The following is a 24309-nucleotide window of genomic DNA, read 5'->3' on the forward strand; positions in this document are numbered from 1 at the left end:
AATGATTAAGAACATTGAGAATATTGAGCTTCATTATTTAACCTTAACGGATTATAAACAGCTAAAAGAAGCAATGATTCAGGCATACACTAGTATGCCAGATTCTTATTGGAAAGAAAATCAAATTAAATCTTTAATTGAAAAATTTCCTGAAGGACAAGTGGTTATCAAAATAAATGATGAACTAGCTGGTTGTGCACTTTCTATTAAAATAGATTATGATAGTTTTGATGAACAACATACCTATAAAGACATAACCGATAATTATACCTTTGATACGCATGATGAAAATGGTGATGTTTTATACGGAATTGATGTTTTTATAAAATCGGAATACAGGGGCTTACGCTTAGGTAGAAGGTTGTATGATTATAGAAAAGAGTTAGCAGAAAAGCAAAACTTAAGAGGGATTGCATTTGGAGGAAGAATTCCGAATTATCATAAATATGCAGCAACTTTATCACCAAAAGAATATATCGAAAGTGTAAAACGAAAAGAAATTAACGATCCGGTTTTAAACTTTCAAATTTCAAATGATTTTCATCCTTCAAAAATTTTAAAAGGATATTTAGAAGGTGATGAAAATTCGGGTGAGTTTGCGGTTTTATTAGAATGGGATAATATTTATTACGAGAAAAAATCTAAAAAAGCAGCGACAAAGAAAAAAGTAGTTCGCTTAGGATTGATTCAATGGCAAATGCGTTTGTATAAAGATTTAGAAGAATTAATGCAGCAAGCAGAATATTTTGTAGATGCAGTCTCTGCTTACAGATCTGATTTTGCATTGTTTCCAGAGTTTTTTAATGCGCCTTTAATGGCAGCTAATAATCACTTACCAGAATCGGAAGCTATTAGAGAATTGGCAAAATATACTCCGCAAATTGTTCAGAAATTTTCTGAGTTGGCAATTACATACAACATCAATATTATTACAGGTAGCATGCCCGAAATAAAAGATGAGTTGCTGTATAATGTTGGTTATATCTGCAAAAGAGATGGTAGTACAGAACGTTATGAAAAATTACACGTTACACCAGATGAAGCAAAAGTTTGGGGAATGCAAGGTGGTAATGAAATAAAAACGTTTGATACCGATTGCGGTAAAATTGGCGTATTAATTTGTTATGATTCTGAGTTTCCTGAATTAAGCAGAATTTTAGCAGATGAAGGCATGGATATTTTGTTTGTTCCATTTTTAACAGATACTCAAAACGGATATTCTAGAGTGCGTCATTGTGCACAAGCAAGAGCTATAGAAAACGAGTGCTATGTTGCCATTGCTGGCAGTGTTGGTAATTTACCAAAAGTAAATAATATGGACATTCAGTATGCACAGTCGATGGTATTTACGCCTTGCGATTTCTCTTTTCCTGCAAACGGAATTAAGGCAGAAGCAACTACAAATACCGAAATGATTTTAATTGCTGATGTGGATTTAGATTTGCTAAAAGACCTGAATCAATTTGGAAGTGTACGTAATTTAAAAGATAGAAGAAAAGACATATTCGAAGTTAAAAGACTTCAAAAATAACAAGATTTAAAAATGAAAAAACCAATTACAAATTTTATAGAAAAATACTTTTTACACTTTAACGCTGCTGCATTAGTTGATGCTGCTAAAGGGTATGAAGCACAATTAAATAAAGGATCTAAAATGTTAGTTTCTTTAGCAGGAGCAATGAGTACAGCAGAATTAGGAAAGATTTTTGCAGAAATGATTCGTCAAAATAAAGTGCAAATTGTTTCTTGTACAGGTGCCAACTTAGAGGAAGATGTTATGAATTTAGTAGCACATTCTCATTACAAACGTGTACCTAATTATAGAGATTTAACGCCGCAAGATGAATGGGATTTATTAGAAAAAGGCTTAAACCGAGTTACTGATACATGTATTCCAGAAGAAGAAGCTTTTAGAAGAATTCAAGAGCATATTGTAAAAATTTGGAAGGAGGCAGAAGCAAAGGGAGAACGTTATTTACCACATGAATACATGTATAAATTATTATTGTCTGGTGTTTTAGAGCAATATTATGAAATAGACATTAAAGATTCTTGGATGTACGCTGCTGCAGAAAAAAACCTACCTATTATTTGTCCGGGTTGGGAAGATTCTACCATGGGTAATATTTTTGCTTCTTATGTTTTAAAAGGAGAGTTAAAAGCAAGTACTGTAAAATCGGGGATTGAATATATGACCTTCTTAGCAGATTGGTATACAAATAACTCTAAAAACGGCATTGGTTTTTTTCAAATAGGAGGAGGGATTGCTGGAGATTTTCCAATATGTGTTGTACCGATGTTATACCAAGATATGGAAAAACCAGAAACGCCATTTTGGAGTTATTTCTGTCAGATTTCTGACTCTACTACCAGTTATGGTTCATATTCTGGTGCTGTACCCAACGAAAAAATTACTTGGGGAAAATTAGATATTGATACGCCAAAATTTATTATAGAAAGTGACGCAACGATTGTTGCACCATTAATTTTCGCATACTTATTAGAGATGTAAAATATCTGCTCGTGTGCAATCGAGAATTCTTTTTTATGAAGAATTTATAAGCTTTCGACTGTGCTCAAGTAGAAAAAAAATAATATTATGAAAAGAGTAATTGTAGAATACGCAAAATTAACCAAAGATATTTTAGATTTATTAATTGATAAATATCCAGATGGTTATGATTATTCAGATATTATTTCCTTTAAAAATGCTAAAGGAGAAACTGTTAAAGCTGTAGAAGTACAAACAGAAGATACTATTTATTTGGTAAAAATAAGTTCTAAATTAGAACAAGCCATGGAAGATTATGTAGATGATGAAGATTCTTTTGATGATAATGATGATTTTGATGTGAACGATTTAGAAGGTTGATAAATTAATTGACTAGTTAAAAAAAAATCTCTTTTCTTAAATGAAAAGAGATTTTATAAATTTTTGTTGGTATTGATTTTATTTATTTTTTACGTAAATTAATTTGGATTTGCTTCTTGAGTTTTCTCTTTGTTCTAGTTCAAATTTACCAATAGATTTAATTAAAGGTGTTAGTTTATCAAAACCATAATTTCTTGAATCAAAATTAGGTTGTTTTTTTTGAAGTAAACTACCAACATCACCCAGAAAAGCCCAACCATCATCGTCTGATAAATCAGAAATTGTAACGGAAATAAGAGAAATGACTTTAGATGTTATTTTATCAATACTTTCTTTATTATGGTCTTTTTGATTAATATTATCTTTCTTTTCGGTTTGTTTTCTAAGGATTTCTATATAGATAAATTTATCACAAGCTACAATAAATGGGGTAGGTGTTTTTTTCTCTCCTATTCCTATAACTTGCATTCCAGCTTCTCGTAATCTCGTGGCTAGTTTTGTGAAATCGCTATCGCTTGATACCAAACAAAAACCATTTACTTTTTCAGAATATAGTATGTCCATGGCATCAATAATCATAGCAGAATCTGTAGCATTTTTTCCTGTGGTATATGCGTATTGTTGAATGGGAGTAATTGCATTTTGTAGCAACAAGTTTTTCCATTTAGATAAATGCGGACTTGTCCAATCGCCATAAATTCTTTTGATTGTTGGATTTCCATATTTTGCTATTTCCTCCATCATTTCTTTTACATGAGCAGAAGGAATATTGTCTCCATCTATGAGTACAGCTAAATTTAAATTCATTCTTTTTATAAGTATACTGATTATTATAAGGTGTTGTATAGAAAACTATGTTTTGTCATTTTAAATTTATGACATTCAACTTTAATGTCAAGTTTCATTTTGTTTATAAGCTACTAATTTAACAAATAAAAATGAATAATTATTTTTGTGAATACGATTGCACTTCTTGTAGATATGACTTCTATATGTGATTAAATTTTTCTTCCTTTAATACCGCTTGCGCAGCCATAAAAGTACTCTACATATTCAATCTCAAATTCGAGTCGGTTAAAAATGTGATAAGCAGTTTCTGAGTTGTCAAATTTTTCTGTGTAAATACCTAACATTTTATATGTTTCTGGGCTTCCAAGAAAAATTTTTCCTAAAAAAGGAATAATCTTTTTTAAGTAAAACATATAGAAATGTTTTAATATTTTATTCTTGGGTACAGAAACATCAATAAGCGAAAATTGCCCAGATTGTTTTAGAATTCGGTGAATTTCGATTGCTAATTTCTCTAACTGTTCAGTATTAAATGTTTTTAGTCCAAAGACAGAAATTACAAAATCAGCCGATTCTTTTGAGATAGAGTTCTCAAATACATTTTCTTTTAGAATTGTAATTTTTGATTGATGGTACTTTTTTTTATTTTTCTTTGCTCGATTTATCATTTCATCAGAAAAATCTAATCCAATTAGTTTTGAGTCTTTATTTGAATTTTTTAAAATATATTTCCAACATTCTCCCATTCCTGTCATTAAGTCAATAACTGTTTTACCAGAGTCTATTTTAATATCCATGACACATTTTTTTCTCCATCTTTCACTAAAACCGAAAGAAGCTATATAATTCATTATAGAATAAGAATGACTCATTTGATCAAATAGTTTTTGAATATATTTAGCTTCATAAATTTTTGATAATTCTTGCATTCTTTTTGTGAGGTTGAATTATTTTTTGGCATAAAAAAAACCTTATCTAAAATAAGGCTTTTTTTCTTGTTTACTTTTCTATGAGTATTTTTTATTTTGCTGGAAGTATCTTACCAACACATTCACCAAAACCAATACGTACTTTATCATTTTTACAATGAGCACGCATAATAACGGTATCATTGTCATTAATAAATTTTCTTTCCGTTCCGTCTTTTAGTTTTATAGGGTTTTGTCCACGCCAAGTTAATTCTAACATAGAACCATAACTATCTTTTGTTGGTCCAGAAATGGTTCCAGAACCCATCATATCTCCAGCTTCAACAGGGCAACCATTTACAGTATGATGTGCTAGTTGCTGCGCCATTGTCCAATACATATATTTAAAATTAGAATTGGCAACTACAGTTTCTTCTCCATTTTCTGGTTGAATACCTACTTGAAGATGAATATCATAACTACCTTTTCCTTCTTGTTTTAAATAAGGTAAAGGTTCGTGTACTTGTTTTGGGTTGTCTACTCTAAAAGGTTCTAAGGCATCTAAAGTTACAATCCAAGGAGAAATCGTAGAAGCAAAGTTTTTTCCTAAAAACGGACCTAAAGGCACATATTCCCATGCTTGAATATCTCTTGCAGACCAATCATTAAATTGTACTAGCCCAAAAATATATTCTTCTGTTTCTTCAATAGGAATTCTATCACCTAAAACATTAGCATCTGTTGTAATAAAAGCCATTTCTAATTCAAAATCTAATAATTTTGTTGGTCCAAAATTAGGAGTAGTTTCTCCTTCATTCGGTTTTGTTTGTCCGTAAGGTCTTCTAATTGGAGTTCCAGAAGGAATTATAGAAGAACTTCTACCGTGGTAACCTATAGGAACTTGTAACCAGTTTGGGAACAATGCGTTTTTCGGATCTCTAAATAAAGAACCTACATTAGTTGCGTGTTCTTTACTTGCATAAAAATCGGTATAATCTCCTACAGCAACAGGCAGTAACATTTCTACTTCGTCCATTCTAAAGATGATTTTTTCTTTATGAACGGCATTATCACGTAAACTTCCGTTAGAAACATCAAATACTTCTGCAATTCTGTTACGAACTAATCGCCATGTTTTTCTTCCGTCAGCAATAAAATCATTTAAATTATCTTGTAAAAAGATATCCTCTGTAAGAGGAATTCCATCAAAGTATCCTAATTGATGAAAAGCACCTAAATCTATAGCAAAATCACCAATTCTACTACCAATTGTTATAATATCATCTCTAGTGATAAAAACGCCAAATGGAATATTTTGTATTGGGAAATCTGAATTTTCTGCTACTTTTAACCAAGATTTTCTATTAGGATTATTTGCTGTTATGATCATTATATTGAGATTTTATTTTTCTTCAAACCTACATAATTTTTTCTCATTTTAAAATAATTTAATAATGAAAAGTTTAAATTTAACAGTACTTTATTTATAAAAGCATAATTATAATCATTAATAATAAAATATTGTAAAAAGTAGTTTTTTACGAATTTGATTTTGTCTATTTTTGAAACTTAAATAAATTCAATAACAATGCAACTAGATAATCAAATTTTTGACCTGATTCAGGAAGAAAAAGAAAGACAATTAAACGGTTTAGAATTAATTGCTTCAGAAAACTTTGTAAGCGACCAAGTTATGAGAGCTCAAGGTTCTGTTTTAACAAATAAATATGCTGAAGGATATCCAGGAAAAAGATATTATGGAGGTTGTGAAATTGTTGATATTGTAGAACAGATTGCTATTGATAGAGCGAAAGAATTATTTGGTGCAGAATATGTAAATGTACAGCCACATTCTGGTTCTCAGGCAAATACAGCTGTTTTTGCCGCTTGTTTAAAACCTGGAGATACTATTTTAGGTTTTGATTTATCTCATGGAGGTCATTTAACTCATGGTTCTCCTGTAAATTTCTCTGGAAAATTATACAATCCTGTTTTTTATGGTGTAAATAAAGAAACGGGTAGAATAGATTATAATCATTTAGAAGAACAAGCAAACACACACAAACCTAAGTTAATTATTGCAGGAGCTTCTGCATATTCTAGAGACATTGATTTCAAGAAATTTAGAGAAATTGCTGATACTGTTGGAGCTATTTTAATGGCAGATATTTCACATCCTGCAGGTTTAATTGCAAAAGGAATTTTAAACGATCCTTTACCTCATTGTCATATTGTTACTACTACAACTCATAAAACTTTACGAGGACCAAGAGGAGGAATGATTATGATTGGTAAAGATTTTGAGAATCCTTTTGGAGAAACTTTAAAAAGTGGAAAACCTAAAAAAATGTCAACTTTAATTAATTCGGCAGTTTTTCCTGGTAATCAAGGAGGGCCTTTAGAACATGTGATTGCAGCTAAAGCGATTGCTTTTGGAGAAGCTTTAACAGATGAGTTTTTAGAGTATCAAATACAAGTAAAAGAAAATGCCGCAGCAATGGCAAAAGAATTTGTAGCTAGAGGATATCATATTATTTCTGGAGGAACAGACAATCATTGTATGTTAATTGATTTACGTAATAAAGATATTTCTGGTAAAGATGCAGAAATTGCTTTAGGAAAAGCAGATATTACCGTCAATAAAAACATGGTTCCTTTTGATGATAAATCTCCTTTTGTAACTTCAGGAATTCGTGTGGGTACTGCCGCTGTTACAACTCGAGGTTTAAAAGAAGAAGACATGATAACAATAGTTGATTTTATTGATAAAGCTATAATGAATGCTTCTGATGAAACAGCTTTAGAAAGTATTGCTGATAGTGTTTCTGAAATGATGAGTTCTCACAGATTATTTGTAATGTAATAAATATATAAAATGAAAAAAATAGTAATAATACTTGTTTTCTTAGCTTTTTCTGTTTCTAACGCTAATGCACAAGACAAAACAGCATACCAAAAAGATGCATATACATTAGTAGAGATAATTTCAAAGCCTGCTTTTAAATCAGTTGTTGATCAATTTGCTGGATATGTTAAAAAAGATAATCTTGAAAAGTTTAAAAGCGAAGTTGAAGGTACTTTTCCTGACTTATATACTTCTTTAACTGAATTATATATAGAAGAGTATACACATAATGAAATAAAAGAATTGCTGAAGTTTTATAAAACGGATTTAGGTAAAAAAGTTGCTGGAAATTCTACAAAACTAGCAATAAAAGGCCAAGCAATTGGTGCAGATTGGGGAGCAAAACTTCAGGGAATTATGGTTAAATATCAATAATTGATTTTTTATCCGTTTTTAAATAAATTTTACTATAATAAATAAAAAACATCAAGTTAAGTCTTGATGTTTTTTTATATCTTTAAATTTGAAATACATTTTTTATGGACGCTTATTTTATTGCTACAATATTAATTTTATTATCTGCTCTCTTCGGCTATATCAATGTTCGATTTTTAAAAATGCCAAATACAATAGGGTTAATGATTATCACTATTATATTTACAATCAGTATTCTATTGTTAAGTTATATTGATCCTACTTTATTAGATTTAGAAAAATCAATCATATCTAAAATTAACTTTAGAACACTTTTATTAGATGAAATGTTAAGTTTTCTTTTGTTTGCAGGAGCTTTACATACAAACTTCGAGCAATTAAAAATTCAGCGTTGGCCTGTTTTAATGTTTTCTACTTTAGGAGTTGTAACTTCTACGTTTTTAGTAGGTGGTGCTATGTTTTTGATTCTTCAGTTATTAAATTTAGAGATAGGTTTTATTTATTGTTTGTTATTTGGAGCTTTAATTTCACCTACAGATCCTATTGCTGTTTTAGGTATTTTAAAAAAAGCAAAAGTTCCTAAAAAATTAGAAACCAAAATTGTTGGAGAATCTTTGTTTAATGATGGAGTAGGAGTTGTTGTTTTTTTAACTATTTATCAGATTGCTAAATCGGGGATTGCTAATACAGAAACTATTGATGTTTTTAAATTATTTGGTCAAGAAGTTATTGGAGGTATTGGTTTAGGTTTAGTTTTAGGTTGGCTAACTTATAGACTATTAAAATCTATAGACGATTATGATATTGAGGTTATTATTACACTTGCTACTGTAATGGGCGGAACTTTACTTGCACATCAATTTCATTTGTCGGCACCTTTAGCAATGGTTACTGCAGGCTTGGTAGTAGGTAATGATACTGTTAGGGATAGTGCGATGTCTAAAAGAACAGAACATTATGTAGATAAATTTTGGGAATTAATAGATATTCTTTTAAATGCTGTTTTATTTGTTTTAATAGGTATGGAAATGTTAGTTTTAGTATTAGAAAGTAAATTTATTATTGCTGGTTTAATTGCTATACCTGTGGTATTAATTTGCAGATATATTTCTCTTCTATTACCTATAAATTTCTTTAAAAAGAAATTAGACTTTGTGCCTAACACTAATTTAATTATGACCTGGGGAGGATTAAGAGGTGGTATTTCTATAGCCTTAGCTTTAGGATTATCTGTAGATATGCATAGAGATTTATTTTTAGTAATAACTTATATAGTTGTTGTATTTTCTATAATAGCACAAGGATTAACGGTTGGAAAATTAGTAAATAAATTAAAAGAAAAGATTGGTAATTAATCGTCTCCTTGGGCTCTTTCAATAATGTTTTCTGGGAGTGTCTTTTTTGCTTTAGCTCCCATTTTCTTAAGTTTTTCTACGCTTGTAATTAAGTTCCCTTTTCCTTCAAAAAGTTTGTTCATTGCAGAGTTATAATCGGTTTTAGAGGCATCTATTTTTTTTCCTACACCAATTAAATCTTTTAACAAACCATCAAATTTATCATACAATGCACCAGCTTGTCTTGCAATTTCAATTGCATTTTTTTGCTGCTTTTCATTATTCCACATTGTATCTATGGTACGTAAAGTAGCCAAAAGAGTAGAAGGTGTAACAATTACAATGTTTTTCTCAAAGGCTTTATTATAGAGTGAATTATCAGTATTAATTGCAATTGCAAAAGCAGGCTCTATTGGAATAAAAAGTAATACAAAATCAGGTGACTCAATTTTGTAAATATCTTCGTATTTCTTTTCAGATAATTGATCAACGTGACGTTTTAACGAAGCAATATGGTTTTTTAAAAAAGTATCTTTTAATACTTCATCTTCTTCATTGACAAATTGCTCATAAGCTACTAAAGAAACTTTGGAGTCAACAATCATTTTTTTGTTATCTGGTAAATGTATTACAACATCTGGTAAGACTCTTTTGCCTTCTTCATTATTAAAGCTTTGCTGCACAAAATACTCTCTATCTTTCTCTAAACCAGACTTTTCTAATACTCGCTCTAAAACCAATTCCCCCCAATTCCCTTGCATTTTATTATCACCTTTTAAAGCTTTGGTTAGGTTGATAGTTTCTTTACTCATTTGCTGATTTAATTCTTTTAAACCTAAAATTTGCTGACGTAAAGCGGCATGATAATCAATACTTTCTTTGTGGGTTTTATCAACTTTATCTTCAAAAACTTTTATTTTTTCTTGAAGTGGATTCAAAATTATTTGTAAATTTTCTTTGTTCTGATTCGTAAATTTTGTCGATTTTTCATCCAATATTTTATTCGCTAAATTTTCAAATTCTTTATTAAATTTATCATGTAGTTTTTCAACTTCAGCTTTATTTTCAGTTAATTTCTCTTCTGTGTTTTTAAATTCTGTTTCTAAGCGTGTTTTATCTGAAATTAAACCCTCTTTTTCTTTTTGAAAAAATTTCAGTTCATTTTGCAATTCAGAATTTTTATTTTCTAAATTTTTTATAGTTTCATTAAGTGAAGAATTCTGCAATTCTAAAGTAGTTTGTACTTTTTCTGAATTTGTTTTTTCTTTTTCAAATTTTAGTTTTGTAAGTAACTTACCTATAAATAAGCCAATTAGCGCAAAAAGAATAGCAATTAGTAAGTAAATAATCAAATCGTTCATCATATCAAATTAAGTCCTTAAATTTATCACTTTTAAAACAGACAATGAAAGGATTTTCAAGATTTATATTATTTACAATTTTAGGATGGAAATTAGAGAATGATTTCCCTAAAGATATTAAAAAATATGTAGTTATAGCTGCACCACATACCAGTTGGATTGATTTTCCAATTGCAATTTTATCTAGAATGGCATCGGGTGTTATGATTAATTTTATTGGTAAAAATGCACTTTTTAAAGGTCTTTTTGGTTTTTTCTTTAGAGTTTTAGGAGGAACTCCTGTAGATAGAACTCAAAGTAATAATTTGGTAGATGCAATTGTTGATATATTTAATTCTAAAGAAGAATTTAGATTGGGCTTGTCTCCAGAAGGAACAAGAAAAAAAGTAGATGCTTGGAAAACAGGTTTCTATTATATTGCTAAAGGTGCTAATGTACCTATTGTAATGGCTACATTAGATTTTAAGCATAAAAAAGTAAAAATTTCTGAACCTTATTATACTACAAATGATAAAGAAAAAGATTTTAATTATTTCTATGCATTCTATAAAAATGTACAGGGTAAAAACCCAGAATTATTTTAATTTTTTTTACTTAAAGTTTTTATTTTAAACTAAAAATAGTTAGCTTAGCATAAGCATTATTTTTTTTAATAAAGATTAGGGGCTTTATTGTCAATTATTTTGCTTCAATAGCGAAAGCTATAGAATTATAAGTCTTCAGTTTACTGAAGACTTTTTTTTATTTAAACTTTGTTGTAATTTTTGAGGCAATACCTATTATAACTTCTGTAGCTTTAATCATTGACTCTACGGGAACATATTCAAAACGCCCATGGAAGTTATGTCCGCCAGCAAAAATATTTGGACATGGCAAACCTTTGTAAGATAATTGAGATCCATCTGTTCCTCCGCGAATTGGTTTTATTAATGGCGTAATACCAATATCATTCATTACTTCCTCAACAATATCTACAATATGCATTACAGGAACTACTTTTTCCTTCATATTAAAATATTGATTTTTAATTTCTACTTTAACTAATTCTTGCCCTAAACGCTCATTAAAATCATAAGCTATTTTTTGCATTAGATATTTTCTTTTTTCAAAGAGATCTAAATCATGATCTCTGATAATATATTCTAAAACTGTTTGTTCTACATTCCCTTTTATATCATGCAAATGAAAGAAACCTTCGTATCCACTTGTTTTTTCAGGAACTTCTTTAGCAGGAAGGGAAGCAATAAACTCGTTAGCGATTAACATAGAATTTATCATTTTACCTTTTGCATAACCAGGATGTACAATTTTTCCCGTTATAGTAATTTTTGCTCCTGCCGCATTAAAATTTTCGTATTCTAATTCTCCTATCTGACTTCCATCCATTGTGTAAGCCCATTTTGCTCCAAATTTTTCAACATCAAATAAATGTGCTCCTTTACCAACTTCTTCATCGGGTGTAAAACAAATTCTAATTTTTCCGTGTTTAATTTCTGGATGCTGAATGAGATATTCCATTGCTGTAACTATTTCTGTTACACCTGCTTTATCATCGGCTCCTAAAAGCGTTGTTCCGTCTGTAGTAATTAGCGTTTGACCTTTGTATTGCAATAAATCTTCAAAATAATCTGGAGATAAAACAATCTTTTTTTCTTCATTTAAAATGATGTCATTACCTTGATAATTCTCTATAATTTGTGGTTTAACATCTTTTCCTGTAAAATCAGGACTAGTATCGATATGTGCAACAAAACCTATTGTAGGCACTTCATAATCTAAATTACTAGGTAATGTGGCCATGAGGTAACAACTCTCATCTAAATCTACTTCTTGCATCCCAATTTCTTTCAGCTCTTTTTCTAGGATTTTAGCTAACTCCCATTGTTTTTCTGTACTAGGAAAGGCAGGGTTATTAGGATCTGATTCAGTATCGATTGTTACGTATTTTAAAAATCTGTTGGTGATATGTTTTTTATCAATCATTTTTATTGATGTATTTTAATTTTTTCTAATAAAGTTATTGCTTCACACATTCTTTTGTTTACTAAAGAATCTCCGTAAACTTCTGCTTTTACTAGTATAAAATTTTGTTCGTTAACTTTTATAAAAGCCTGACATACTTGATAATCGAACTTTCCTTTTTTGCCTTTTGAGATTGTGTAAAAAGCAGAATTATCAAGTAAAGAAGTTTCTTTAGATTTCGTTTGCACTAATTGTTTAGACAAACTTTCTTGTTCTAATTTTAGTTTAAACAGATCATCAAAATTAATGTTTTTATTGATAAAAGTAACATCTAAAAGCAAAGTTTCTGTTAATTGTTTTGTTGTATCTGCTGTATAAATTGACGACTGTACATCATCATAAAACAAATTTGTTTTCCAATTTTTAGGAATCTCTACAGAAAATAAATTTTTTACATCTTTAACTTCTTCTAAGTTGGTTATTGTAATGGATTCACAATTAAAATGTTGACTTATTTCTGATTGTTTGTGGCAGGAGAAAAATAGGATAGAAGTGATGATAATATAAAAATGAAATTTCATAATATTATTGTAAATCAAGTTTTCCTATTTTATTGTTTCCAGATAACCATGCGGTATTTTTATCAACAAAATCAATAGTATAATACGATTCTTTAGAGACGTCTTTCCAAGAGTTTCCACCATCTTTAGAAAATGAAATTCCTGTTTTACCAACAGCAAAAACTTCTTTTCCATTTGTATTAGGCACATATTGTACACAGCTTTTATAATTAGGATTTTCTCCATTAGCAACTAAGGTCCAGGTTTTTCCGCCATCATTTGTAATGGCTTTATTTGCTTTGTTCTCTAGAGGTTTAGAGTAATCTCCTCCAATAATAATTCCATTATTTTTATCATAAAAATCGATAGAATAAATTCCTTGGGGTCCATTTCCTTGAATCATTGGTGTATTAAAAATTTGCCAAGTTTTTCCAAAATCATCAGACTTTAAAATTCGTGCTTTTTTTCCTCCAGAAGCAATCCAAACGGTACTTCCAATAGTTTTAATATTGGTGTTACTTGCAGCAAAAAAGGCTTCACCTTCTTCAAAAACTGGTAATTTATCGCAAGGTATTTTGTTCCAAGTACTTCCTCCATCAGAAGTAATTATTATTGAAGCACAAATATCAGTAGGATCTCCAACGGCAATTCCGTGTTTTCCATCTGTAAAGAATTTCATAGAGTCGTAAAAGATTTTTTCGTGTTCTTCTGTATAAACTAATTGAGTATTATTTTTTGATATTTTATATAACAATGCTGGATTTCCTATAGAAATAGCAAAAAAATCATCACCATTTTTAGTAAAACTTCTAAAATGAGGTTTTATAGAGTCCTTATAAAAAAGATATTCTGTAGTCCAAGATTTTCCGTTATCATCTGTATAACCAACATCTCCTCTTGAACCTGCATAATAAACAGTTTTCGCATCAACAGCTACAATAGATCTAATACTGGTACTGTCTATTTTAAATTTTTGAATATCAATAGTTTTAATGTTTCTTGGAATGTATTCTTTTGTGCAAGAGTTCATTAAAAGAAAAACAAAAATTAATAGGGTTATTTTTTTCATAAGGTGTCTCATTTACTTTTCTAAATTGTTTATAAAATCAATACATTGTTCTAAAGAAATTCTTTTAGCAATAATTTTATTAGTAGTATCAAGTAAAAAAATGGTTGGATTAGTACTGTTTTTTTTGATGTGTAGAGATTTAAATATTTTTAATTTATCTTCTTCTTTTAAAATAGATAATGGAAATTTTTGCGGGTATTTAGCAAGAAAATCATCTCTTTTTTGAATATTAAAACCTTTAGAAATACTTAATAATTCTACATTATTAGGAATTTCTTTTTTTAATTCTTTTAAATTATTCTGATTAAAAGGAGGAGTCCAAAAATATAAAATTTTATAATCAGATTTTAAACTGTAAAGGTTATAGGTTTTGTTTTTACCGTTAATTAAAGAAAAATCAACAACCTTTTCGCCAATAAGGCTGTTTTTTATTTCATTGTAACTTACTAATATTTTATTTAACTGATTTGCTTCAATCCAAGTTGCTTTTCCGCTAACATAATATTCTTTAACTATGTGCGCATAAATATTTTCTGAAATCATTAATTTACTTTTAGCATATTTATTTAAAAAAGTAGTTACTAAAAATTTATACATTTCAGGATTTTTTTCTGATAATCCTATTATAAAATCTATAGATTTTGTGATGCTGTTTATATCTTGAGGTGTTAATTTATCAACATAAAACATCACTTTATTATAAAAAAAAGGAGTTCTAATTAACCATTCATCATCAAAATTTAAGTTATTAAAGTAATTTTTTTTATAATAATTAAATTGTTCTTTTTGGCTATTTAAAGAACTAGGAACCTTAATGTCTTTATTCGCTTTTAAAAATTTTAGAGCTAAACTGTTTTTGTTTTTCTTTAAAAGTGACTCAAAATGTTTTTCATATTTTAAATCTAATTTCTTTAATTCTTTAGATATAAATTCGTCATTTACACCTTTTTGCTGTTGTGTGAAAATTTTATTTTTTTCGATAGTTAAATTAGAAATAAACAAAGTATAGTCATTTAGAAGTTTATTTGTTTTTGAATTTTTAAATGAAATACTTTTTTCTATTTGATTTCTATCTAAAGAAATATTTAAATCTTTTCCATCGTACAAAAAGTTAACATGATCATTTTTAGGAGGAAAAACTAACATAAGTAATCCTTTTTTTAATTTATTAGATTTAAATGTACCAACTCCGTTTTTATCTAGCAGAATATTATTGCTGCCTGTAATTTCATTTTTTAAAAGATATTGTTTGTCTCCTAAATAATAAGCAATCATAACTTTATCCTCATTAATATTTTTAATATTTAAGTTGATTGTATTTTGTGAAAAAAGAGTAGTTTTAGAAGTTAATATTAAAAGGAATGTAAAAATTACTATTGTTATTCTTTTCATTATTGATACATTTATAGGATATAGGACTAAAATAAACAAATCATTTTTAAATTAATGAAAAAAGCATTGGTAATTTCTGGGGGTGGAAGTAAAGGAGCATTTGCAGGTGGAGTTGCTCAGTACTTAATGAAAGACAAAAACAAAGATTATGATTTATTTATAGGAACTTCTACAGGTAGTTTAATGGTTTCTCATTTGGCCTTAGGTATGATTGACGAATTAAAGGAATTGTATACTTCTGTAGATCAAAAGGCTATATTTAGTAATAGCCCTTTTAAAGTAAAAAATGTTCATGGTACCAAAGTAATTAGTATTAGGCATTTAAATACATTGTGGAACTTTATAAATGGTAGAAAAACTTTTGGTGAAAGTAAAAATTTACGAAAGCTGATTAAAAATAATGTTACCCAAAAAATGTATGATGAAATCAAAAAAAATAATAAAGAAGTTATTGTAACTGTTTCTAATTTAACTGCAAATCAAATTGAATATAAATCTATCAATGAATGTACTTATGATGATTTCTGTGATTGGATTTGGGGTTCGTGTAATTATGTTCCGTTTATGAGTTTGTTAGAAAAAGACGGCCAACAATATGCCGATGGTGGTTTTGGTTCTTTGATACCTATTAGAGAAGCAATTTTAAGAGGAGCAAAAGAAATTGATGCAGTTATCTTAGAAACAGAAATTGTACAAACAAATAGAATGCCTGCTAAAAATCCGTTTTCTTTAATGTTAGATGTATTTGATTTTATGTTAGAACATGTAGAAAGACATAATATTACTATTGGAAAATTATCTGCAAAGCATCATGATGTAAAATTGAATTTATATTATACTCCATCAGTTTTAACCACAAATTCATTAGTGTTTGATAAGGTTTTGATGAAAAAATGGTGGAAGTCTGGTTTTCATCATGCAAAATATAAAGACAATGAAAATATGAATGATTTTAGACCCGAAATGATTGATAATCAAATGGTAGAAGAAGGACTAGAAAATTATGATTTGTAATTTGATAAAATTATAAATCTTCTTTTAACTCTATATACATGTTATTGCTTGTTGGCATTGCTAGTTTAGAGCTATAGATTTCTTTTGATATAACTTCTTGTTCTTTAATATTATTCATTCTTGCATTTGTACTAATATAGGTTAAAGTCCTATTTAAGAGAGGATCTGATCGTTCTCCTAATACTCCTAAGTTGTTATAATTTTCTGCAAAAACAATTCCTGGTAAAGTTACTCCTGGGGTAAAACCTTCTGGATGATTTTGATTGTCTTTGTTAGAAATTTCTAAGACCAAAGGTTGCATGGCATAATTGTGATTCGGATTTAAGTTATTTCCATTTCTTTTTAAGTTATCAGAATCATATATGGTAATAGATCCCACTTGTTTTCCTACCGTTTTTGTACCAACTAATCTTACGTCAATATAAGAGCTTAAAGAATTGATAACCAATTCTGAAGCAGAAGCAGAACTCCCTGTAACAATAAAATATATTTTTGTTAACCCTAGGCTATTAATCGTTTCATTAACTAAGCCATTATTTATTTTGTTTGTAAATTTATTTATAAAACTACTCGGATCGGATGCTTCTTGTACTTTTCGATTCCATACCTGTTTAGAGAAAGTATCGTCATTATATTGTCCTGTTATCATGCTTCCTAAGTAGGTTGCAGTTCTTACCGATCCACCACCATTGTAGCGTAAATCGATGATTAATTCATTTATGTTTTCTGATTTAAAATTATTAAAAACAGCGTTTAATTCAGCATCAAAAGAACTAGAAAATTGATTGTACATCAAATATCCAATTTTTTTATTTCCATCATTAATTATTTTAGAAATAGCAATTGGATTTTCTTGTAATTGAGTTTTATCTAAAGAAATAGTGTTGTTATTTCCAATAGGGTTCCCGTTATTGTAATCGGCTAATTCAATACTATAATTAGTGTTATTGTTAAATAATAAATTTTTATAATTAGAAAGTGTAAGTTGAGTTCCATCTACAATATTAAAAATCATACCTCTTGTTATGCCTTTTCTAAAAGCATCCGAATTAGGAATAACGTATCGAACATAGCCAAAAACATTAGAGCTTCCATTAGTATATTTCACCAAGCCAAACTCCATACCATTACTTAAGTTTATTCCTTGAAAAGAGTTTTCTAAAGCAATATAATCATCTACAATCCAAGAGTATTTATCAATTGTTCCTGGTTGATTTAGTAAGCTGTTAAAAACACTTTCTGGTGAAGAAAATCCGCTATAATGTGTGTATAATTCATCAAAATCAGCAAATCGATTATCCGCTAAGTCAGGAACATCTTTTTGCCATAAATAATAGGCATTTAAACCTTTCCAAATAAAGTAGTTAATATCGTCATTTATAGTTGGTTCAAAGTGAGAAAATTTCTTGTCCTCACAAGAATTTAGTAGAATTACAATCAATAATAAGCTAAACTGAATAATCCTTTTCATTTTAATATGTGTTAGGTAAGTTTTGTTTGATAAATACACCATTGTCTATTTCTCTTTTAGGACTTATACTATTGAATAAATAATCAAAACTATTAGGGTTACAAATAGGGCTAATACCTGTATTTCCACTGGAAACATAATTTAAAACTCTATTTAAAATAGGATCTGAAGTTTCGCCTAATACACCTAAATTGATAACGTCTTCATTTGAGCATAAATTGATATTTGGTGTAAATCCGTTTTCATAGGTTTGATTGTCTTTGTTTAAAAAATTCAATACTATTGGCTGTAAAGCAACAGTATGTGTCATGTTTCTTAAACCAAAATCGTAATCATTAGAGTTGTATAAAGTAATAGATCCAGTATTGTTCCCTGAAGTTTGATTCCCTATTAAATGCACATTAATATATGGACTTAAGCTATTTACCAATAATTCTACTGCAGAAGAGCCTGAAAAATTTTCTCCATTTAAAATGATATAAAGGTCTTTTATTTTTAAGCTGTTAAAATTAGTATTGGCATTTAACTTATCTGAAAATTTTGTGATTAATGAATCAGGTTGATTTGCTAAAAACCAAGATTGGGATTTTGAATTCCATTCTTCTTTTATCAAAACTTCATCAGGAAATTCCCCAGTAATCATATTCGCAATTTGTGAGATGTTTTTAGCAAAACTTCCTCCACCAATATTATATCTTAAGTCAATTATTAATTTATTAACAAATTGATTTTTAAAACTTAAGAAGGTGTTATTTAAATTATTTATATAAATCTTTGAAAAATCATTATTATACATTAAATACCCAATATTGTCTGCCCCAATAGTAATTATTTTGTCTAAAAATATAGGTTCGTATGTATAGTTTTGTTTTTCTAAAGCTACTGTTTTTGCATTTGGGGTAACTATAGTCCCGTTAAAATTAGCCATGTTTAAAGTGAAATTATCAGATCCATTTAAAAGGATGTTTTGATAATTTGCTCTAGTTAATTGCACGCCATCTACAGCATAAAAATACTCACCTCTTAAAATGTTTTTAGAAGAAGCATCAGAATTAGGTAGAATATGCGTTACGTAAGCTAAAACATTGTCTGAACTGCCTGGTTCTGCTATTATACCAAACTCAACACCGTTGGTGAAATCTGTTCTTAATACTGAGTTTTCTTCAATAGTATTGTAATCTTCAATCAAAGTAGATTTTGTATCACCCGAAACTAATAAACTAGAAAACAAAGTCTGATAATCAGGAAATGAACTTAAATAACTATTTAATTGCTCATCAGAATGAAATCTTAGATCAGATAAATCTTCAATTTGATCTTGATGCAAGTAATATGCGTTTAAACCTTTCCAAACAAAATCATGAACAATAAGGTCTTGAGGAACTTCATATTCTTTAGAACAGCTTGTGAAAATGGAAATAAATAATGATAAACTAATAAGTTTTAAAAAATTCCTCATGTAAAAATGTATAGTTATTATAATAAATTTAACGCAATTTAAACATATTTAGTATTATTTTTAAGAATATGATGTAACAAAATTTATTGTACATCGTCGTAATAATGTAAACCCGATAAAAAGAAAAGGCTTTACAAATTAAATCAACCGTAATAATGAACCAATCAGACTTTTTAAAAGTTGTTTTACCGTTTAAAGACAAAGTCTTCAGATTAGCAAAAAGACTTTTGGTTTCTACTGAAGAAGCTGAAGATGCTACGCAAGAACTGTTGTTTAAACTATGGAGAAGCAAAGAAAAAATTGCTGATTATAAAAATGTTGAAGCCTTTGCAATGACCATGACAAAAAATTATTGTTATGATAGATTAAAATCGAAACAAGCAAGTAACTTAACTTTAGTTCATAGTAATTATAAAGAAAAAGAAACGTCTTTAGATAAGAAGATAGAACATCGAGATAGTGTAAACCAAGTACACCGATTGATAGAAGATTTGCCAGAACAACAAAAAATTATTATTCAATTAAGAGATATTGAACAATATGATTTTGATGAAATTTGCAAAATGGTTGATATGAAACCTACGGCAGTAAGAGTGGCGTTATCTAGAGCAAGAAAAACAATAAGAGAAGCATTAATTAAAAAACACAACTATGGAGTTAGCTAACATAGAAAAATTAGTACAAAAATACTTAGACGCAGAAACTACTTTGCAAGAAGAAACAACCTTAAGAAACTATTTTACAGGAGGTGATGTTGCACCACATTTGCAAGAATACGAGTACATGTTTAATTATTTTACTATTAGCAAAGATGAAACGTATACAAAAACCATTCAGTTAGAACCTAAGAAATTTAAAAAGAAAAACTTAAAATGGTTATCTGTAGCAGCATCAGTAGTATTATTGTTTAGTGTATTTGTTGGAAAACAACAATATGACACACACTTACAAAGACAAGAGGCGCAAAGACAATTTGAGCAAATAAGTAAAGGATTAAGGCTTTTATCATCAAACCTTCAAAAAGGAGAGCAAGCAGTAGCAACCTTATATACTTATGAAAATACCGTAAAAAAAATATTAAAATAAAACCAAGTAAAATAGTAAAACCAAGTAAATAGATAAATTATGAAAAAAATAGCAATATTAATAGCGCTAGTAGTTGCGCCAATAGCAACAAGTGCACAATCTTTTTTTGACACCTTAGAAGATACAGATGGAATAGATATGGTGGTAGTAACCAAAGATGCTTTTGAACTAATTTCTAAATTCAAGAATGTTAGTATCGAAGATAATGAAGGAATGAAAGTCTTTCAAATGATTCAAGATTTAAAAGAATTCAAAATGTTTTCTACAGATAATAAATCTTTAGCAAACAAAATGGATGCCATGGTTATTTCTGCAATCAAAAAACAAAACCTAACTCAATTAATGAGGATTAAAGAAGATGATTCACGTATAAAAATTTACGTAAAATCAACAAAAAACAAAGATTATGTGAGTGAAGTATTGATGTTTATAAAAGGTATTGATAAAAAAACAAAAGGAAATTCTGAGGCAATAATTGTTTCTTTAACAGGAAATATAGATATCAATAAAATGTCTGAATTAGCAGATACGTTTGTGAAAGACGGTAATAAAAAATAAAACTAGTACTATTAAAATCGAGTTTTAAATAACTCGATTTTTTCTAACTTAAAACATATAACATGAAAAAGATAACTACAATTCTTTCTTTGGTATTTGTAATGGTTTTTGCAAGTTCTTGTAAAAAAGAAAAATCATTACAAACCTATTTGGTAGATACTAGCGGGAAAGAAGGATTTTATACAGGAGATTTACCAATTAGTTCGCTGCTTTCTGCAAAAGCAGATGTTTCAAAAGAAGTTACAGAAACTATTAAGAGCATTAAGAAAATTAATTTTGCCTTTTTACCAAAAAAAGCGGATAACACAACTGCTTATGAAACTGAAAAAGCAAAACTAAAAAATATACTTGAAGATAATAATCGATACAAAAACCTAATGTCTATGAAGGCAAAAGGAATGAATGTAAAAGTTTATTATACAGGAAGTACAGAATCAATAGACGAAGTTATTGCTTTTGCTTATAGTAAAAAATCTGGAGTGGGAGTTGCAAGATTACTTGGAGAAAACATGAATCCAGCAAAAATTATAGAAATGATGAACAGTATAAAAGTAGATGCTGATAATCTTAATTTAGAACAATTTAGCGCTATTTTTAAAGGGAAATAAATTTCAAACTTACTGTATTAAAAGCTGTAATTTCTTAAGAAGTTACAGCTTTTTCATTTTAACTGCTCATTAACAACTACGCTATTTTAATTTCTTATTTTTGACACTTTAAAGAAAATGACGATTATGAAAATTCAAAAATTCCTGTTTATATCTTTTGTGATGTTAACTTTTGTTAGTTTTTCGCAAAATTCTAATTTATATAGGGCAGAAAAAGATAAAATTCACGATTTAGTGCATACAAAATTAAAAGTAGATTTTAATTTTGCAGAAAAACAATTAAATGGTGAAGCTTGGATTACCGCTAAACCTCATTTTTATACAACAAGTAAAATTACTTTAGATGCAAAATCTATGCTTATTCACAATGTTTCTATGAATAACAGAAAATTAGATTTTAATTATGATGATTTTAAACTGATTATTGATTTACCAAAAGAATACAAAAAGAACGAAGAATTTACCCTTTATATTAAGTATACCGCGCGTCCAGAAAAAGTTAAACAAAAAGGAAGCGCTGCCATAACAGATGCTAAAGGTTTGTATTTTATAAATGCAGATGGAGCAGATAAAAATAAACCTACACAAATCTGGACACAAGGAGAAACTGAAGCAAGTAGCTGTTGGTTTCCAACAATAGATAGCCCGAATCAAAAAACATCACAAGAAATTTATATAACTGTTCCTAATAAATATGTAACACTTTCTAACGGAAAACTCGTCAATCAAATTAAAAAAGGAGATAATAGAACAGATTATTGGAAGTTTGAACAAAAACATGCTCCATATTTGTTTTTTATGGGAGTAGGTGAATATGAAATTATTAAAGATTCCTATAAAAATATACCCGTAGATTATTATGTAGAAAAAGAATACGCACCTTATGCTAAAGATATTTTTGGTAAAACTCCAGAAATGATGGAGTTCTTTTCTACAATCTTAGGAGTAGAGTATCCTTGGAATAAATACAGTCAAATTGTTGGTAGAGATTATGTTTCTGGAGCAATGGAAAATACAACAGCTGTAATTCATGGAGAACAGGCTTATCAAAAGCCAGGGCAACTAATTGATGAGAATAAGCAAGAAAACACGATTGCGCATGAGTTATTTCATCATTGGTTTGGAGATTTAGTAACCTCAGAAAGCTGGTCTAATCTTACGTTAAATGAGTCTTTTGCAAATTATAGTGAATATTTATGGAGAGAACATAAATATGGAAAAGTAGAAGCTGAAATGCACTTATTTGAGGAAGTGAAATCTTATATGAATGGTCAAAATTTCGACAAACATTTAGTTCGTTTTAATTATGATGACAAAGAAGATATGTTTGATTTAGTAAGCTATAATAAAGGTGGAGCTATTTTACATATGTTAAGAAAATATTTAGGGGATGATGCTTTTTTTGAAGGTTTAAAAACTTATTTAAACGAATATAAATACAAAACGGCAGAAGTGCATCAGCTGCGTTTAATCTTCGAAAAAATTACAGGAAAAGACTTAAACTGGTTTTTTAATCAATGGTATTTTGGAGGAGGATATCCTAAAATTGAAATCTCTTATGATTATAATACTTTAAGAAAAACAGTAACTATAAATATTATTCAATTACAAGGTAAATCGTTTAAATTTCCTTTTGCAATTGATATTTTTGAAGGAAATAAGAGAAGAAGGCACACTGTTTTTGTAGAAGGTAAAGATGCTTCTTTTTCATTTCCGTACACAAAACAGCCAACATTAATTCAAGTAAATGCAGATGGAGCATTGATTTGCGAAATCACAGAAAACAAAGTTTTAAGTGATTATATTTTTCAACTAAAAAATGCAGATAATTATGTGCATCGAAGAGAGGCATTAATAGAAGTTGCTAAAAAACAAGACGATAAAGATGCATTTAATGCAGTTGTTGCTGCTATGAATGATAAGGCTTATAAAATTAGAATCCTTGCATTAGAAAAAATAGATTTAATTAATAAATTTTCTAAAAAAGATGCCATTCATAAAATTATGCAAATGGCCAATTCTGATGAGAAAACATTAGTGCAAGCTGCGGCAATTTATACTTTAGGAAAATTAACAGATCCGGAGTTAAAGCCAATTTTTGAAAAAGCTTTGCAGAGTAAATCGTATTCTGTGTTAGGAAAAGCGTTAGTTGCTATGTATTATGTAGACAAACAATTGGCAATAACAAAATCTAAACAATTGCCAGATGAAGTTAGACAAATTTTAGCAACACCTCTGACTAGAATTTTTATTGAAGAAAATGATGAAAAGGAATTGCCTTTTATTGCTAAAAATGTAGTTTCTGGCTTGTTTTTGTCTAATGATGATGCTATAAAAGTACTTTATCAAAAAGCATTAAAACAAATTTCTATAAGTGAAAATTCAGAAGCTATTCAAAACTTAGTCGATGATATGGTTGTAAAAGGAAATCAATATAAACAGTTTAATTTTGATAAGGTTGTCATTAATTTAATGCGTACTATGATACAAGATCAAAAGAAACAAAATACCTCTAATAGAGATAGAAATACAGAAATTATTAAAGAAGCAATGGCAAAACTATTGTAATTTTTTATTTAATTTATT

Annotated in this window: 23 protein-coding genes; 13 read left to right on the forward strand and 10 right to left on the reverse strand. The window is 28.7% G+C overall.

Features of this window, described 5'->3' with window-relative positions; translation table 11 throughout:
* Position 1 precedes the first annotated feature (1 nt).
* The 3 genes from MC378_RS04765 to MC378_RS04775 all read left to right on the forward strand — a co-directional run bounded on the left by MC378_RS04765 (position 2) and on the right by MC378_RS04775 (position 2872).
* On the forward strand, positions 2-1531 hold the full coding sequence (locus MC378_RS04765) for a bifunctional GNAT family N-acetyltransferase/carbon-nitrogen hydrolase family protein (RefSeq protein WP_242177580.1): 1530 nt from the start codon (positions 2-4) through the stop codon (positions 1529-1531).
* 12 nt (positions 1532-1543) lie between these two features.
* On the forward strand, positions 1544-2512 hold the full coding sequence (locus MC378_RS04770; protein WP_242177581.1) for a deoxyhypusine synthase family protein: 969 nt from the start codon (positions 1544-1546) through the stop codon (positions 2510-2512).
* A gap of 87 nt (positions 2513-2599) precedes the next feature.
* Positions 2600-2872 (forward strand): hypothetical protein, encoded by a 273-nt coding sequence (locus MC378_RS04775; protein ID WP_242177582.1) that lies wholly within the window; start codon positions 2600-2602, stop codon positions 2870-2872.
* A gap of 78 nt (positions 2873-2950) precedes the next feature.
* Here MC378_RS04775 and MC378_RS04780 read toward each other — a convergent pair whose 3' ends face one another.
* The 3 genes from MC378_RS04780 to fahA all read right to left on the reverse strand — a co-directional run bounded on the left by MC378_RS04780 (position 2951) and on the right by fahA (position 5959).
* Entirely contained in the window at positions 2951-3679 is a 729-nt protein-coding gene (locus MC378_RS04780; RefSeq protein WP_242177583.1) for an NYN domain-containing protein, read from the reverse strand.
* Positions 3680-3870: 191 nt separating this feature from the next.
* Complete coding sequence (locus MC378_RS04785) at positions 3871-4590, reverse strand: class I SAM-dependent methyltransferase (protein ID WP_242177584.1); 720 nt, start codon at positions 4588-4590, stop codon at positions 3871-3873.
* 91 nt (positions 4591-4681) lie between these two features.
* On the reverse strand, positions 4682-5959 hold the full coding sequence (gene fahA, locus MC378_RS04790; protein ID WP_242177585.1) for a fumarylacetoacetase: 1278 nt from the start codon (positions 5957-5959) through the stop codon (positions 4682-4684).
* Between the two features lie 198 nt (positions 5960-6157).
* Between fahA and MC378_RS04795 the strand changes: the two genes are divergently transcribed.
* The 3 genes from MC378_RS04795 to MC378_RS04805 all read left to right on the forward strand — a co-directional run bounded on the left by MC378_RS04795 (position 6158) and on the right by MC378_RS04805 (position 9204).
* Positions 6158-7432, forward strand: a complete 1275-nt coding sequence (locus MC378_RS04795) for a serine hydroxymethyltransferase (RefSeq protein WP_242177586.1) — start codon at positions 6158-6160, stop codon at positions 7430-7432.
* Positions 7433-7444: 12 nt separating this feature from the next.
* Positions 7445-7849, forward strand: coding sequence for a DUF2059 domain-containing protein (locus MC378_RS04800; protein ID WP_242177587.1), 405 nt, complete (start codon positions 7445-7447; stop codon positions 7847-7849).
* Positions 7850-7953: 104 nt separating this feature from the next.
* Positions 7954-9204, forward strand: coding sequence for a cation:proton antiporter (locus MC378_RS04805; RefSeq protein ID WP_242177588.1), 1251 nt, complete (start codon positions 7954-7956; stop codon positions 9202-9204).
* On the opposite strand, the gene rmuC is transcribed toward MC378_RS04805, so the two are convergent.
* Positions 9201-10544: a DNA recombination protein RmuC gene (gene rmuC / locus MC378_RS04810; RefSeq protein WP_242177589.1), complete on the reverse strand. Its 1344-nt coding sequence runs from the start codon at positions 10542-10544 to the stop codon at positions 9201-9203. The two genes, MC378_RS04805 and rmuC, sit on opposite strands and share 4 nt — an antisense overlap.
* 44 nt (positions 10545-10588) lie before the next feature.
* On the opposite strand from rmuC, the gene MC378_RS04815 reads away from it, so the two are divergent.
* Positions 10589-11128, forward strand: coding sequence for a 1-acyl-sn-glycerol-3-phosphate acyltransferase (locus MC378_RS04815; RefSeq protein WP_242177590.1), 540 nt, complete (start codon positions 10589-10591; stop codon positions 11126-11128).
* A 157-nt stretch (positions 11129-11285) separates the two neighbouring features.
* Here the strand turns inward: MC378_RS04815 and pepT are convergent, their stop codons facing one another.
* The 4 genes from pepT to MC378_RS04835 are packed head-to-tail and all read right to left on the reverse strand — an operon-like array spanning position 11286 to position 15527.
* The gene (pepT, locus tag MC378_RS04820) at positions 11286-12527 is read right to left on the reverse strand and encodes a peptidase T (protein ID WP_242177591.1); all 1242 of its coding nucleotides are present in this window, start codon (positions 12525-12527) and stop codon (positions 11286-11288) included.
* A 2-nt stretch (positions 12528-12529) separates the two neighbouring features.
* Positions 12530-13087, reverse strand: coding sequence for a hypothetical protein (locus MC378_RS04825; RefSeq protein WP_242177592.1), 558 nt, complete (start codon positions 13085-13087; stop codon positions 12530-12532).
* A gap of 4 nt (positions 13088-13091) precedes the next feature.
* Positions 13092-14135, reverse strand: a complete 1044-nt coding sequence (locus MC378_RS04830) for a WD40/YVTN/BNR-like repeat-containing protein (RefSeq protein WP_242177593.1) — start codon at positions 14133-14135, stop codon at positions 13092-13094.
* A gap of 12 nt (positions 14136-14147) precedes the next feature.
* Positions 14148-15527, reverse strand: a complete 1380-nt coding sequence (locus tag MC378_RS04835; RefSeq protein ID WP_242177594.1) for a DUF5106 domain-containing protein — start codon at positions 15525-15527, stop codon at positions 14148-14150.
* A gap of 54 nt (positions 15528-15581) precedes the next feature.
* Between MC378_RS04835 and MC378_RS04840 the strand changes: the two genes are divergently transcribed.
* Complete coding sequence (locus MC378_RS04840) at positions 15582-16541, forward strand: patatin-like phospholipase family protein (protein ID WP_242177595.1); 960 nt, start codon at positions 15582-15584, stop codon at positions 16539-16541.
* A 10-nt stretch (positions 16542-16551) separates the two neighbouring features.
* Here MC378_RS04840 and MC378_RS04845 read toward each other — a convergent pair whose 3' ends face one another.
* Both MC378_RS04845 and MC378_RS04850 read right to left on the reverse strand, forming a co-directional pair.
* Positions 16552-18012: a S41 family peptidase gene (locus MC378_RS04845; RefSeq protein WP_242177596.1), complete on the reverse strand. Its 1461-nt coding sequence runs from the start codon at positions 18010-18012 to the stop codon at positions 16552-16554.
* Position 18013: 1 nt separating this feature from the next.
* The gene (locus MC378_RS04850; RefSeq protein ID WP_242177597.1) at positions 18014-19471 is read right to left on the reverse strand and encodes a S41 family peptidase; all 1458 of its coding nucleotides are present in this window, start codon (positions 19469-19471) and stop codon (positions 18014-18016) included.
* 155 nt (positions 19472-19626) lie between these two features.
* Here MC378_RS04850 and MC378_RS04855 point away from each other — a divergent pair, with 155 nt between their 5' ends.
* The 5 genes from MC378_RS04855 (at position 19627) to MC378_RS04875 (ending at position 24291) form a co-directional block, all read left to right on the forward strand.
* Positions 19627-20136 (forward strand): RNA polymerase sigma factor, encoded by a 510-nt coding sequence (locus tag MC378_RS04855; RefSeq protein WP_242177598.1) that lies wholly within the window; start codon positions 19627-19629, stop codon positions 20134-20136.
* Positions 20123-20557 (forward strand): hypothetical protein, encoded by a 435-nt coding sequence (locus tag MC378_RS04860; RefSeq protein ID WP_242177599.1) that lies wholly within the window; start codon positions 20123-20125, stop codon positions 20555-20557. The genes MC378_RS04855 and MC378_RS04860 overlap by 14 nt, the downstream gene beginning before the upstream one ends.
* A gap of 39 nt (positions 20558-20596) precedes the next feature.
* Complete coding sequence (locus tag MC378_RS04865) at positions 20597-21115, forward strand: DUF4252 domain-containing protein (protein ID WP_242177600.1); 519 nt, start codon at positions 20597-20599, stop codon at positions 21113-21115.
* A gap of 62 nt (positions 21116-21177) precedes the next feature.
* A complete protein-coding gene (locus MC378_RS04870; protein ID WP_242177601.1) occupies positions 21178-21723 on the forward strand; it encodes a DUF4252 domain-containing protein in 546 nt (181 codons plus the stop codon).
* Positions 21724-21849: 126 nt separating this feature from the next.
* On the forward strand, positions 21850-24291 hold the full coding sequence (locus MC378_RS04875) for a M1 family metallopeptidase (protein ID WP_242177602.1): 2442 nt from the start codon (positions 21850-21852) through the stop codon (positions 24289-24291).
* Positions 24292-24309 lie beyond the last annotated feature (18 nt).

Origin of the sequence: Polaribacter marinus, assembly GCF_022662535.1 — a bacterium.
Taxonomy (GTDB): domain Bacteria; phylum Bacteroidota; class Bacteroidia; order Flavobacteriales; family Flavobacteriaceae; genus Polaribacter; species Polaribacter marinus.